At 39.6% G+C, this 14669-nt stretch carries 14 protein-coding genes; 2 read left to right on the top strand and 12 right to left on the bottom strand.

Annotation, left to right across the window (positions count from 1 at the left end; translation table 11 throughout):
- The first annotated feature begins 158 nt into the window (after window positions 1–158).
- The gene (gene zwf / locus CRO56_RS04505; RefSeq protein ID WP_097157421.1) at window positions 159–1658 is read left to right on the top strand and encodes a glucose-6-phosphate dehydrogenase; all 1500 of its coding nucleotides are present in this window, start codon (window positions 159–161) and stop codon (window positions 1656–1658) included.
- Window positions 1659–1983: 325 nt separating this feature from the next.
- On the opposite strand, the gene CRO56_RS04500 is transcribed toward zwf, so the two are convergent.
- The 5 genes from CRO56_RS04500 to mce form a co-directional block, all read right to left on the bottom strand.
- A complete protein-coding gene (locus tag CRO56_RS04500) occupies window positions 1984–3165 on the bottom strand; it encodes a DNA polymerase IV (protein ID WP_097157420.1) in 1182 nt (393 codons plus the stop codon).
- A gap of 82 nt (window positions 3166–3247) precedes the next feature.
- Entirely contained in the window at window positions 3248–3685 is a 438-nt protein-coding gene (locus CRO56_RS04495; RefSeq protein ID WP_097157419.1) for a chemotaxis protein CheW, read from the bottom strand.
- A gap of 20 nt (window positions 3686–3705) precedes the next feature.
- Window positions 3706–4821 carry a M20/M25/M40 family metallo-hydrolase gene (locus tag CRO56_RS04490; protein ID WP_097157418.1) on the bottom strand — a complete coding sequence of 372 codons (1116 nt, stop codon included), beginning with the start codon at window positions 4819–4821 and terminating at the stop codon, window positions 3706–3708.
- Between the two features lie 100 nt (window positions 4822–4921).
- Window positions 4922–6472 (bottom strand): acyl-CoA carboxylase subunit beta, encoded by a 1551-nt coding sequence (locus CRO56_RS04485; RefSeq protein ID WP_097157417.1) that lies wholly within the window; start codon window positions 6470–6472, stop codon window positions 4922–4924.
- Window positions 6473–6492: 20 nt separating this feature from the next.
- On the bottom strand, window positions 6493–6888 hold the full coding sequence (gene mce, locus CRO56_RS04480; RefSeq protein ID WP_097157416.1) for a methylmalonyl-CoA epimerase: 396 nt from the start codon (window positions 6886–6888) through the stop codon (window positions 6493–6495).
- A 177-nt stretch (window positions 6889–7065) separates the two neighbouring features.
- On the opposite strand from mce, the gene prli42 reads away from it, so the two are divergent.
- A complete protein-coding gene (gene prli42, locus CRO56_RS22765; protein WP_179714167.1) occupies window positions 7066–7161 on the top strand; it encodes a stressosome-associated protein Prli42 in 96 nt (31 codons plus the stop codon).
- A 608-nt stretch (window positions 7162–7769) separates the two neighbouring features.
- Here the strand turns inward: prli42 and CRO56_RS04475 are convergent.
- The 7 genes from CRO56_RS04475 to CRO56_RS04445 form a co-directional block, all read right to left on the bottom strand.
- Window positions 7770–8504, bottom strand: a complete 735-nt coding sequence (locus CRO56_RS04475) for an SIS domain-containing protein (RefSeq protein WP_097157415.1) — start codon at window positions 8502–8504, stop codon at window positions 7770–7772.
- A gap of 77 nt (window positions 8505–8581) precedes the next feature.
- Window positions 8582–9322, bottom strand: a complete 741-nt coding sequence (locus tag CRO56_RS04470; RefSeq protein ID WP_097157414.1) for a creatininase family protein — start codon at window positions 9320–9322, stop codon at window positions 8582–8584.
- Between the two features lie 14 nt (window positions 9323–9336).
- On the bottom strand, window positions 9337–10329 hold the full coding sequence (locus tag CRO56_RS04465) for a phosphotriesterase family protein (RefSeq protein WP_097157413.1): 993 nt from the start codon (window positions 10327–10329) through the stop codon (window positions 9337–9339).
- An 82-nt stretch (window positions 10330–10411) separates the two neighbouring features.
- Window positions 10412–11707, bottom strand: coding sequence for a PTS ascorbate transporter subunit IIC (locus CRO56_RS04460; protein ID WP_097157412.1), 1296 nt, complete (start codon window positions 11705–11707; stop codon window positions 10412–10414).
- A gap of 23 nt (window positions 11708–11730) precedes the next feature.
- A complete protein-coding gene (locus CRO56_RS04455; RefSeq protein WP_097157411.1) occupies window positions 11731–11997 on the bottom strand; it encodes a PTS sugar transporter subunit IIB in 267 nt (88 codons plus the stop codon).
- Window positions 11998–11999: 2 nt separating this feature from the next.
- Window positions 12000–12437, bottom strand: coding sequence for a PTS sugar transporter subunit IIA (locus CRO56_RS04450; protein ID WP_097157410.1), 438 nt, complete (start codon window positions 12435–12437; stop codon window positions 12000–12002).
- Between the two features lie 26 nt (window positions 12438–12463).
- Window positions 12464–14593, bottom strand: a complete 2130-nt coding sequence (locus CRO56_RS04445) for a BglG family transcription antiterminator (protein WP_097157409.1) — start codon at window positions 14591–14593, stop codon at window positions 12464–12466.
- Window positions 14594–14669 lie beyond the last annotated feature (76 nt).

Here is a 14669-nt window from a genome sequence, read left to right as displayed (position 1 = left end):
TGCGAATATATTTGCGTTTCCTCAGAGAAAAGGATAACATTTATACGGGAAAAATCTCGAATAAGTGTCAAATTTTATCAAAACATAATAAGATATTGGATTGTTATTACATAATAGCGGAAAACTTTACATAAGAATGAAGAAGCGAGGGAACAACATTGTCCGAGAACCAACCATCTGCACTTATAACCATTTTTGGAGCAACTGGCGATTTAGCCAATCGTAAGCTTTTTCCTTCTATTTATCATTTATTTAAAAAGGACAGGCTCAATCCAAAATTTGCAGTTGTCGGAACTGCAAGAAGAGAGCTGTCTACGGAGGAATTCCATAATCAAGTTAAAGAATCAATTCTTGACCATGTGGGACCCGAGGAAGAGCTTGATGAATTTATCTCTCATTTTTACTACATATCGTTGGATGTTGCGAATACAGACGAGTTTTCTAAGCTTAAATCACTGATTGATCAATTGGACGAACATTATCATATAGGCGGCAACCGGATCTTTTACTTAGCGATGGCCCCGCAATTTTTCGAAACCATTGCCGAATCTCTTTATAAAAAGAATCTAAAGTCAGCATTCGGTTTTAACCGTCTTATCATCGAGAAGCCTTTCGGACATGATTTTGCCTCAGCGAAAGAATTAAATGATCATATCCGCCAAGCCTTTGACGAGGAAGAAATCTATCGGATTGACCATTATCTTGGCAAGGAAATGGTTCAGAATATCGAAGTTATCCGTTTTGCCAATGCGATTTTTGAACCGCTCTGGAATAACCGTTTTATTTCTAACATCCAAGTCACCTCCAGCGAAACCTTAGGAGTCGAAGACCGCGGACGTTATTACGAAGGCAGCGGTGCTTTAAGAGATATGGTACAAAACCACATGCTGCAAATGGTGGCACTGCTTGCGATGGAGCCTCCGATCCGGTTAAACACCCATGAAATTAGAAGTGAAAAGGTAAAAGTGTTAAGAGCGTTAAGACCCATTACAGGTAATGAAATTGCGAAATCATTTATCAGAGGACAATACGATGCGGGCGTGAGTAAAGAGAAGGCTGTAATTGCTTATCGAGAGGAAGATCATGTCGATCCCAATTCCAATACTGAAACATTTGTAGCCGGAAAACTTATGATCGATAACTTTAGGTGGGCAGGTGTGCCTTTTTACATTCGAACAGGGAAGCGCCTAACGGAAAAGTCAACCAAGATTGTGGTTCAATTTAAAGACATTCCGATGAATTTATATTTGAAAACAGAGGAAACACTAAATCCCAATTTATTGGTGATTCATATTCAGCCTGAAGAAGGAATTACTCTCCATCTCAATGCTAAAAAAGCTGGCCAGTTTATGGATGCTACACCGATTAAGCTTAATTTCTCCAATAAAAGCACAGATGGAATGAATACACCTGAAGCTTATGAAAAACTTTTATATGACTGTCTCAGAGGAGATGCTACGAACTTTGCGCATTGGGATGAAGTAGCGTTATCCTGGACCTACATCGATCCGATCGCCAAAGCTTGGGAGGAAACGAAAGAACCTTCTTTTCCAAACTATCAGTCTGGCTCAATGGGGCCAAAGAAAGCGATTGAATTATTAGATAAAGACGGTTTCCATTGGTGGCCAGTTACTGATTTAGATGTTGAAAATTGTTAATAAGGCAAAAAAAAGAGGCTGCCTGTTTTGAGAGACCATTTTTGTGTCATCGCTAATGCAATATAATTTTACACCCTGTTGATTGGAGTGGAAGGTGCTTGACTCCTGCGGGAGCAGCGGGACAGGTGAGACCCCGCAGGAGCGTAAGCGACGAGGAGGCTCACCGCCCGCCCCGCGGAAAGCAAGCGCCTGGAGCGTAAATCAACAGCCCTGGTTAAGAGGGATATAAAATAAAAGAAGGCAGAAACGTTCTCTATTGATAAACGTTTCTGCCTTTCCTTTATAATGGACTTTTTCAGTGGTCACCCTGTTTAGCCTCTTTTTTCTATTGCTTTTTTTCGATTCCTTTTCTAATGATTGCTTCTCCATGCTTTTGATTTAGTTTTTTGAGAGTTTCATACAGCTTATATTCTCTTTCTTCTTTTTCATAGGAAAATAGATCAAGCTGCTGGGCAAAGCTTTTTTTATCAAGCAGATGATTGGCTGTTACACCTAAAAGCCGAATGGGCTCATGATTCCAATTAACTGAAAACAGCTGCTTGACAAAAGGTAATAGCTCCTCAGTCTTAAAGAGCGGATCTGATAAAGTCAAACTTCGCGTAACTGTTTTTCTGTTAAAATAGCGAATCATGATCTGAATTCCCTCAGTAACATACCCCTTGGCAAGCAGACGTTTGCTCACACGGTCGGTTAGTCTTTCGAGGATCTGATAAATTTCTTGCAGATTATCGGTATCTCTTGGCAAGGTGGTTGAATTTCCAATCGATTTGATTTCATTGACACTTTCCGGATCGACTTTTCGGCGGTCTATACCGTTCGCCCGCTCCCACAGCTTTTTTCCGTTAATGCCAAGGGCTACTTTTAAAGTCAGTTCTGATTCATTCGCTAAATCTCCAATTGTTTTCATACCGATTTTCCGCAATTTTTCTGCTGTCTTTTTCCCAATCCCATGCATCTCTTCAATTTCTAATGGCCATAGCTTCGTCTGCATATCTCTTTTCCGCAGAACCGTGATTCCCAATGGTTTTTTCATATCGGATGCCATTTTCGCCAAAAATTTATTAGGGGCAATCCCAATACTGCAAGGCAGCTGCAGTTCATTTAGCAATCGTTTTTGAATGGTTTCTGCAAGTGCAATTGGGTGCAGATTTCCTTCAGCTTCCGTTACATCCATGTATCCTTCGTCAATCGACACCGGCTCCACCCATTCCGTATAATCTTCTAAAATGCGAAACATTTGTCTCGAAACAGAACGGTACTTATCAAAATCCGGTTCCCTTATGATGAGGCCAGGACATAACTTTTTCGCTTCCCATATTGGCATTGTCGCTTTTACCCCAAATTTTCTAGCCTCATAACTGCAAGTAACAATTATGCCTCTCCGTTCTTTCGCATTCCCGGCAATCGCTAAAGGCAAGCCCTTTAATTCGGGATGAAAAGCCGTTTCAACCGATGCGTAAAAACTATTCATATCGATATGAAAAATGATTCTTGCTTTGGATTCCATGGCAGAGCCCTTCTTTGTCATCAATTGTACTTTTATCTTATTATAATTTCGGAAAAAGCAAAAGCTGCCAAATTGGCAGCTTTTACCTGACTATTTGATGAAAAGTTCCAAACAATATTTGCGGATTGATGACCGGTATGATTTGATCATTGAGTAAAACAACGTTTGTAACAAACTGATTGTCTTGATTTCCTGCTAGTCCCATCTCTTTTAGTTTAAGATCGTGGCCATTAATCACTTCTCCAGCAGAAACAGCTATCGCAAATCGTTCATTTTCAGCTTCAACATAAAGGAGGCGGGACTCCTCTGTTTGTTGGAATGGATGATCCAATAAGAAAGACTGTAAATCAAGAACGATTACCTCTTCATCGCGAATTATGCTTTTTCCGAGTATGACACTTGAGCCCGGCTCTTGGGTTTCAATCAAATCAAATGGTTCGATTGATTTAATATATTCTAAAGAGATGGCGTATGGTTGATTCCCCATCATAAATGTGACAGCATGTCCTAATGTTGCCATATTATATTTTTCTCTCCTTGTTATTGACTAACTTCCTGAATAATAGCGATCATCATTTCAGTCAATTTATTTAATTCTTCAATTGGCATCCGTTCATTCGTTGTGTGAATTTCTTCATATCCTACTGATAAGTTGACAGTTGGCACACCCATACCGGCGAAGACATTGGCATCACTGCCGCCGCCGCTTTTTAGCAATTCACTTGAGCGGCCAATTTTGGCAGCAGCTTTTTGTGCAACCTGAACAACTTCATCATCTTTTGAATATTTAAAACCTGGATACATAACCGTTACTTCAACTTCAGCTTTTCCGCCCATTTCTTCAGCCGCTTCTTCAAAAGCTTGTTTCATCTTTGCTGCTTGCTGTTCCATTTTTGCCGGAACAAGAGAACGGGCTTCCGCTAAAATATCAACGCGGTCACTAACGATGTTTGTAGCCGTACCGCCTTCAAAACGGCCAATGTTGGCGGTTGTTTCCTCATCAATCCGTCCAAGCGGCATTTTCGCTATTGCTTTGGCTGCAACTGTGATAGCCGAAACCCCTTTTTCCGGAGCAACCCCTGCATGGGCTGTTTTTCCATGAATAACGGCTTTAACTTTTGCTTGGGTAGGAGCCGCAACGATAACATTTCCCACTGACCCATCACTGTCAAGTGCATAGCCGTATTTTGCTTTGACTAAGGATGGGTCAAGTGCTTTCGCGCCAACAAGACCAGACTCTTCCCCAACCGTAATGATAAATTGGATTTGTCCGTGTTCAATCTTTTCTTCTTTTAAAGTACGAATCGCTTCAAGCATAGCTGCAATTCCCGCTTTATCATCGGCTCCTAAAATCGTGGTTCCATCTGTCACTACGTACCCATCTTTCACACTTGGCTTAACTCCTTTAGCAGGAACCACTGTATCCATATGGCAGCAAAAATAAATTGGATCAACACCATCTTTTGTAGCTGGCAATGTACATACTAAATTCCCAGCACCATGCCCTGTTTGACTTGTTGTATCATCTTCTGTAACATCCAATCCAAGCGTTGAAAACTTTTCTCTTAACACTTTTGCAATTTCAGTTTCAAAGCGTGTTTCAGAATCTACTTGTACTAATTCTAGGAATTCCTCTAGTAATCGTTCTGCTTTCATGTTATGTATTTACCTCCGATTTTTCACTTCCATTCTAGTATAACGCTCATAAGCAGATCGATACAAGCAAAGGAAGATGGCTACAGGCAGGCATCTACTCCTATAAAGGTATGTTCCCGTGCTTTTTCTTTGGCCTTTGCTCTTTTTTATGACGGAGCATATCTAACCCCTGAATTAGCTTTATTCTTGTTTCACGCGGGTCAATAACGTCGTCAACCATCCCCATGCTCGCTGCTACATAGGGATTCGCAAATTTTTGCCGATACTCTTCAATTTTTTCTTTTCTCGTTTCCTCTGGATTCTGACTGGAGGCTATCTCTTTCGCAAAAATAATATTGGCCGCTCCTTGTGGACCCATTACGGCAATTTCCGCATTCGGCCAGGCAAACACAAGATCTGCCCCGATTGACTTGCTGTTTAAAGCAACATAGGCTCCTCCATATGCTTTTCTTAAGATTACCGTAATTTTTGGTACAGTCGCCTCTGAATAGGCATAAAGAATTTTCGCTCCATGGCGAATGATGCCCCCATGCTCCTGTTTGACTCCTGGAAAAAATCCTGTTACGTCTTCAAATGTGATCAGCGGAATATTAAATGAGTCACAAAAGCGGATAAACCGTGCTGCTTTATCAGAGGAATCGATGTCTAAGCCCCCCGCCATCACTTTCGGCTGATTACAAACGAGTCCCACAGTCTCTCCCTTCAACTTAGCAAAGCCAACAACAATGTTTTTCGCAAATTCCTTATGCACTTCAAAAAAGGAATGAGGATCTACTATCGCTTCGATCACCTGACGTACATCATAAGGACGGACTGGATCAAATGGGATTAAATCGGTTAGGTTAGTCCGATAGTCGTCCCCCTGTTCTGTCTCCGCGATTGGCGCTGATTCCTCGTTATTTTGAGGAAGATAATGAAGCAGAGCTCTTACCTTGTCTAAAACTTGTTCTTCTGTCTGTCCCCGGAAATGGGCATTGCCGCTGATAGCATTATGGACATGAGCACCGCCTAAATCCTCTGGCGATATTTTTTCCCCTGTTACGGTCTCGATTACTTTAGGACCTGTGATAAACATTTGACTGGTCTCATCTACCATAAAAACAAAATCTGTAATCGCTGGAGAGTAGACGGCTCCACCGGCACATGGACCCATGATTACAGAGATTTGCGGGATCACTCCTGAATATATTGCATTTCGGTAGAATATCTGTCCGTACCCGTCCAACGAAACAACTCCTTCTTGAATCCGCGCTCCGCCTGAATCATTTAAGCCGATGAAAGGGGTACCATTTTTGGCCGCAAGATCCATTACATTTGCAATCTTCTTCGCGTGCATTTCACCTAATGCTCCCCCGAACACGGTAAAATCCTGAGAAAAGAGGTAAACGGGACGTCCGTGAATTTTGCCGTAGCCGGTAACCACGCCATCGCCTGGTCCTTTCATTCCGTTGAGACCAAAATCGTGCCCCCTGTGTTCGATAAAAGGATTTAATTCAACAAAAGTTCCTTCATCTAATAAAAGCTCTATTCTTTCTCTTGCTGTCAATTTCCCCTTTTCGTGCTGCTTTCTTATTTTTTCGTCTCCGCCCCCAAGCTCTATTTCCCTGCGTTTATCGTACAATTCATTGATTTTTTCATAAATGTCTACCATGTAAGATGTCTCCCCTTTGTCTATCTTTCGCAAATTTCGTATAAAACTCCGTTGGCTTGTTTCGGATGTAAAAACACAACCTTGGCTCCGCCTGCTCCCCGTTTCGGCTGCTCTTGAAGCAATTGTGCCCCTTGCCCCTTCAGTCTCATAATTTCTGCCTCAATATTCTGAACAAGAAAGGCAAGATGATGAATCCCTTCTCCCCTCTTTTCAATAAACTTTGCCACTGGACTCTCCTGATTTAATGGCTCCAATAATTCAATTTTCGTATTGTGAGCTTGCAGAAAAGCAACCCGTACCCCTTCTGTTTCTACATCTTCCATTTTGATCATTTCAAGCTGCATAACTTCCTTATAAAAAGGGAGAACCCCCTCTATCGAACGAACCGCTATGCCAATATGATCTACTTTTTCCATGCTGTACCGCCTCCTCCCGATAAACGACGATTCTATTTTACTGGATTACATTCTCTATTTTTGTCGAAATTCCTGCATTAAAATGATATACCCTGCCGAAAGCCCTTGGTTTCACTTGTTGAATAGCCAAAATCCTTGTACAATGATTAAAGGATATAGGAGAAAGGAGCGCCTTTAATGAGAAATAAAAAGATTAGAAAAGTAATTGTTTATTTAATGCTTTTTGCCATGATTGCTTCTACCCTGCTAATGGGAGTCAGCTGGTTTTTATAAAGAAAACTCGCCAAATGGCAAGCCGTAAAGTGAAGGCAGAGGATTAGTTGCCGTTATCACGCTCGAAACGCCACGGCCTGATGTATAGCTTGACTAGGGCATCATTGTACTTTTTTCCTCAAAATTTTTACTGCGTCGATTATTGATCCCGCTAAAATTGTTTCTTTCTTAAAGTATAAAAATAACAAAATGGGGCTGTCCAAAAAGTTCTGGTAACTGACTTTTTAGTAGCCCTTTTAATTTTGGTTTTTTTAATGGTTGTGTTGAACTTGCCTGTTGATTTGCGCTTCAGGCATTTCGCGGACCTTAGGGCGTGCCGGGGAGCCTCCTCGGCGCTTTAGCGCCTACGGGGTCTCCCCTGCCCCGTACTCCCACTTTCCACTGCTACTTGATAAAAATACATTTTTTCATTCGTGAAAAATTTTTCTGATTCAGATCACAACTACTGATATCGTGAGGCAGTGGAAATGAGTCTCGCGCCTTCTGCTCCAATCAACATAATTACAACATTAACAATAGGTAAAATATTAAAGCAGGTATAGAAAAACAACTCATTTTTCTCCACCTGCTTTATTTTAGAGACTTATCGGACAGCCCCATCCAATTATTTAAGACAGTAACGGAATTCTTTCTTGGTATTTTTTTATAATCCTCTCATTATGTTCATCTGCGCCATCAATATTTCCGCTTAAAAAAACAGGCGGTTCATATCCGTGATCAGCTATGATTTTAATTGCTTCAGCAAAGATTGCATTCAAAATCACCGCTCCTACTACCGTAGAAGTTGGACCAAATGGAACTTTAACCTTTTCATACGATAAAATAGCGTCACCCTTAACAGAATGATTATCAATGACAAGGTCTACAGAACTATATAGATGTTTTCCGCTTTTATGTCTGGAAACTTGACTTTGAGAGTACTCTAAAGATGTGATTCCAATGACAAAAGCTCCCCGATTTTTAGCCTCGGCTGCAACATCTACGGGAACCGGATTTCTTCCGGATGTCGATAGGACAAATACGACATCATTTGGTTGGATATCCTCACCCTTTAAAAACTGTCCCACATAGTCATTTTTCCTTTCTAATTGTGAGGAGCGCAATGCACCCTCATGAAGCATTAATGGTTCAATAAATATTGGTTTAATTGGAACTAAGCCTCCAGCACGGTAAAAGACTTCCTCTGTTAGAATGTGGGAATGTCCACATCCAAAAAGCTGGATGATTCCATCGTTTTGGATTGCCTCAGCTACTTTTTGAGCTGCTTTTATTAAATTTTCTACTTCATTTTTTTCAACCAGCTCTAATCTTTCTTTTGCTTTCTCAAAAAATTGGATAAGCATCTATCTTAACTCCTTTTTGATTGAATGATTTTGTCGCTTCCAGCGGAACCTTCAGCCTGTTTTTGGATTAATCCTTCTTATTTACGCCGATTCATTTGATTTTTCGCTCCCGCTATCAATTCCACCATGTTTTCAATAGCGGCATCTATGATTTTTCTTCCCTTTTCTTTTGTTGCTAATTTTGCATCGCCTAACACAGCTGAACTTGTAAATTCCTCCCATGGTGTCGGTGTGATATCTGCACTCATTGGGATGTTTGGTATGTCTGTTATCGCTTTTGACATATCAACATATTCTTCTGCAAGATACAGCATGTAAGAGGTCTCGATTTCACACGCATGAAAATAGGTTGCATGCGAAGATTTTGTCTCTCTAACCTCTTCTGTCACTTTCTTTATGCCTGGATAAAATAGATAAAGAATGCGAAAGTCCGGGAATTTTGCATAGAGCTTTCTAGCAGCTTCTTTAAGTGCGACGGCATTTCCTAAGTGGCCGTTAAGCATAACAAAAACACGGAATCCTTGTTCATATAGACTGATTCCCATATCTACTAGTAATGAAATTAAAGTTTCGTTACTGATATTGATACTGCCCGGGAAATTTTTCAAACTCCAAACTTGCCCATATGGCAGCGTAGGCAAAACAAAAGCACCTGTTTTTTCAGCTACTCGCTCTGAAAGTCTTTCAGCTAATAAGTTATCAGTACCAAGCGGAAGATGGGGACCATGTGCTTCTACAGCCCCAATCGGCAAAATCGCAATTTGGCTTTTTTGAATCTTTTCTTTTACTTCATACGAATTTTCAAATTGAAATTTCATCAGAGCTTCTCCCCTTACTTTTTAAATGCAAAACATCTTGCTGGATTTTCGATAAAAAATTTGCGAATTAATTTTTCACCGTCAAATCCTTGACGGTTTGCATCATCAATAAAGCGTGGAACCCACTTTGCGATGATATATTCTAATCCCAGACCATAGTCATAGTGCTTATAATACGTTTTTCTAGCAGTGTCACCGCTTACTAAAATTTGATCCTCATATCCCTTTTTTACTAGTTCCAAAATGCAGTAAATTCTGGTGCTTTCCGGAGCATACTTGATTTTCGCAATTCCATCAAAACTTAAAAATGCCCCTGTTTTTGCAATTTGTTCATGGTAGTATGGATCTGGATTCCGATCCATATGTCCCAGGCTCAAATTTTCAAGATTAATATTTTCACTTTTTAATAACTCAAGCTGCTCAAGCCCCATAGTCCCTGCTTCAGTATGAGAATGGACAGGCGCTTTCGTTTCATGGTGAGCCCTTGCTACTGCGCGTAATGTCTTTTCCTCGAGCGGCGTGATCCGATTATAGCCTGTACCAAATTTCACTTGACCGGCTTTTAATGGCGTGCCCTCTAATCCTTCTTCTACTTCCCGAATCACAAAATCGGTGAGTTTATTGATTGGCGTCTTGTCAATCCATTCTGCGTAAGTCTCATAATCTCCGATGATTGGCTTTAGTTCTTCCTTCACTCTTGCATCCCAAAGGAAGCTTTTGTTAAAACCTGCCGTTCCGATTATTTGAACTCCCGTTTCATCCGAGATTTGTTTGACTGCCTGTACATCCCGTCCATAATCAATCGCGGTCGCATCTACGATCGTTTTTCCGCCATGACGTTTAAAATCTTCGACATCTTTTTGAGACTTATCTTTATCATCTAAAAGCAGATCATCTTCTCCGCGCTGAACCCAATAATCCGGGCGGCAAACAATATGTTCATGAGAATATGTGAATCCCAAATCCTCTGGTTTGATATCTCCATTAAAAGTACGTATAAAACTCATGATTATACCTCCCATTTTTAAAAATCTGACAGTCTATCAAGAAAAAGGGGCTGACCTATTATTGGACAGACCCTTTCATTTATTAAAACAATAGCTGTGCAATCCATTTAACAATTGGTCCTAATACAAACATATCAGAGTCTGCTGCCCACATAGCTGTATCAGGAATTGTTGAATCTATTAAGAATTTAACAGTAATATATTGTCCCCATGCTACAACAGTTGCTGTTACGAAACCGCCAATTAAGGCACCTCTAACCCCACCGGTTGAATTTCCGAATACCCCTGCTGTTGCACCGTGGAAGAATAACACAATCATGGTTGGTACGAAAACATAGGCTACTGTATTACCTAAAATCACTAACCAAATGAGAGCACCTGCAAATGCCCCTAAGAATCCAAGGATTACAGCATTCGGCGCAAAGGGAAAAACAACTGGACAGTCTAATGCAGGTTTTGCACCAGGTACTAATTTTGTAGCGATCCCATTAAAGGCGGGAACGATTTCACCGATAAACATTTTAACCCCAAGCAATACAACCGCAATACCACCAGCAAATGTAAAGGATTGTACAATCGAATACATTACAAAGTTTTGGTCTCCAGCTTGAGCAATTAGAGTTTCAGCACCAGGAGTACCCTTTCCCATTAATATTACTGCACCGATAAAGAACAAAATCCCCATTGTTAAAGCTGTAATAACATTAGAATCTCTTAAAAACTCAAGTCCTTTTGGCAGTTTTATTTTCTCTGAATCATTCTCTTTATTACCAAATATTTTTCCTAACCATGCTGCAAGAAGAGCAACTATCGCAGAAGTGTGCCCTAATGCAATGTTATCGTTTCCTGTTACCTTGCGCATAAAAGGCTGAACAATAGCGGGCTGGAATGTCCAGTATAGCCCCATAAAGATAGATAAGAAGATTACAAGTGCACCAAACGATACATCTCCGACAGCATCAACTATAATCCCGGCAAAGATCATAGTAGTCCAGAACATCATATGACCTGTTAAATAAATATATTTGAATTTCGTAAATCGAGCCAGTAACACGTTAATAATGAAACCAATAAACATAGCAAGTGTAACAGCAGAACCATATTTTCCGCCAAATGCTTCTTGACCTAAGAAATCAGTAAAGGAACTTGCTTCTAAACCAAATACTTCCTTCCACATTGGTTCAAATACAGTTAATGCACCAACAATGACCCCAGCGCCTGCATTGATAATTAAGAACCCGATCATTGCTTTAAATGTTCCGCTAATGACCTGGCTAGTAGTTTTCTTTTGTAAAAGCAGACCTAACAGAACGATAAATCCTAATAAAATAGCTGGTACACCAAAAATATTGGTGGCAATCCATTGAATGATTTCCATCACTATACCCCCTGTTAATATAATTATTGAATTTGTCCTTCTAGAGCTGTCTTAATTTCATTCATATCAAAATAGTTATTTACAATAATGATCTTAGAAGAGTGTCCTTCTAGTGAATGTGCCAGTTCATTGCTAGTGATAATCAGATCAGGATGTTCACTTGAAGCACTAGACACATCGGTATTCTCCACATCAGCCTGAACTCCTAATTCTCTTAAAACGGTTTCTACATTCATTCGTAAAATTAAACTAGTTCCTTGTCCTAATCCACAAACACATAAAATTTTCATTCTTAATTCCCTCCAATAATTTTTTTTATATCTTGATAGCTTGTTGCCCTTTCTAACTGTTCTAGATTGCTTGGCTCATTCAAAAGCATCGTCAATTTTTGTAATATTTGAAGATGCTCATTACTTGATGAAGCACCTAGTGCAAATACGAATTTAACCGGGTCATTCCATTTGCTCCCAAATTCGACCGGGTATTTCAGTCTCACAAAAGACACAGATGCTTCTTTTACTCCATCCTCTGGTCTTGCATGAGGTAAGGCAATCATAGGTGCTAATACAAAATAAGGACCATTCTTTTGATAGGATTGAAGCATGGCTTTAACATAAGTCTCTTCTACGGCATTTTCATTGACTAACAAAGCTCCCGCAGCTTCAATTGCTTGGTTTGAAGATGTTACTTCCACATCTAGGGCTACCAGACGTTCTTCTAAAAACCTCATAAAATAGTTACTCCTTTTCTGAACATTTAATGCGAATAAGCTTTTATCATTTCAAGTATTCGATCTAAGGAATGACTCTCCATGATTTCATTTAAATTTTCCGGGTCTGTAAACATTTTAGTAAGCTGTGATAAAGCGGTTAAATGAGTCTCTCCATCAATTGCAGCTAAAACAATCACAACCTGGACATCATGTTTTCGGGAATCAGAAAAGCGAACCCCTTTTTCCAAACAAAGTAAGCTCATTCCTAATTTTTTTACCCCATCCTCTGGATTGGCGTGGGGTATCGCTACCTTTGGAGCAATCACTATATATGGACCATATTTCATCACAGAATCAATCATTGCTTCCACATAATCCTCTGTAATATGGTTCCTATTCAGTAATGGAATTGCACCAGCACGGATCGCTTCCTTCCAATCTTTCACTTCCTTTATAAAATGAATATATTCCCTTTTGAGTAAATCTTGTAAGCTTGGTTTAGCGGCAACCTGCACATTCGATTTCGGCTTCGTTAAATATTGCCTTAATTCTTTTTCCAAGTTTTTTTGATCCACTATGTTTGTATGTTTTTTTATAATATCTAGTAAAGCATCAACAGAGTTCTGTTTTTGAATTACATTTGCATCCATTAAAGCGTTTACTTTTTTTAATAGGCTTTCCTTCTCTGCCTCTGTTAAGATTGGACTGACTATAAAAACAGGTTTATCTTGCTTTTGTACCGGTGTAGTTGAAAAAATAAAATCAACCTCATAATCGTTATGCTCAAATTCCCTAAGCGAAACGCTCCCAATAATATCAATGGTTGAAAAAAGTCCCTCTAACTGTGTCTCAAGCAATTTAGAAGTTCCTAAACCGCTTCCGCAAACAATGATGACCTTTTTACGATTCGCTGGTTTAACCCCTGCTCTTCTCATCCAGCCGCCAAAATACATGGCAATCAGGGCAATCTCATTTTCATGAACAGGTTTCCCAACCGCCTTTTCGAGATGATGGATGACCTTTTTCGTCAGAAGAAAAATATCGGGATATTTCTCTTTCAACGATTCTGCCACCTGATTTTCCACTTCAAGTCCATACTTAATCCGATAAAACGATGGCTTCACATGGACTAGTAAATTTCTTACTAATAACTCTTTGTCTTTGAAAAAGACGCAAGCATATTTCTGAAAATCAGTCACCATATTTGAAACCACTTCTGTTAAGATTTGAGAGTCAGAATCCCCCGATTCCTCTGAAATATCTTTGGAGAATTGGACCCTTGAGCTTAGTAAATGTTTTGTTATATAAAATATTTCATCTTGTGGAAATTCTACGTTCAACACTTTTGATAGTTTTTGTGCCAATTTACATGCGGCTTGATATTCCTTTGTTTCACTTAGGACTTCTTTTTCTACCTGATTGATCTGCACTTTTTTTCCTTGCATTAGCCTTTTTCCAAAAAACATTAGGCGAAAGGTCAAACTATGAAAAAAATCGTCAGTAAATTGAATGTTAAGATCCTTTTCACTTTCTGCCACAATATGTTGTACAGCTTTCAATTCATCTGAATTAAAAAGATTTATATGTTCTTCCGAATTTGTATCAGATCGATTTAGGATAAAAGGGATTTTGGACAGTAACGTTTGCCATCCTTCATTAGGGAGAACAGTCGACAAATAGTACACAATTGCTTTTCTCTTATCATCTTCATCTCCTGTAATGGCATAGCCTGTCTTACGATCAAAATCCAGGGATAAATGGAATCTCTCTATTTCTCCTTTTAATACTTTTAAATCATCCAACGTTGTATTACGGCTAACCCGAGTCTTTTCCATTAGATCCTCTAGATAAAGCGCAGTATCACGCCCTAGTAAATAGAGCGCTAGCCAGGCTTTACGTTCTTTTGCAGAAAATTCATATTGCCATGTCCTGAATAATTTAATTTTTTCAGGAATTTGTAAGGCTGTGTTTTCCTCGAGCTTAAATCCTTCTCCTCTTACATGTTTGACCGGCTCTAATTTATTCTCTTTTAGCCAACCATTAACCTTATCTATATCGTAGTAGATTGTACGACGCGAAATCTTAAATTTTTCCATCAGTTCCTTTATGGGAACGTAGGATTTTGCTTCAACAAGATGGGATAAAATTGCAATACTTCTCTTATCTAATGACATGAACCCTACCTCCTTTGCACTTTAGTATGTGCAAAAAAGCTTTTGTAATATGGATAGGTTAATGGGTTATCTATAC

It is taken from the genome of Bacillus oleivorans (assembly GCF_900207585.1).
Classification (GTDB): domain Bacteria; phylum Bacillota; class Bacilli; order Bacillales; family JC228; genus Bacillus_BF; species Bacillus_BF oleivorans.
Note: the sequence above shows the minus strand (reverse complement) of the source record. Positions and strands in the feature narration are given on the sequence as shown.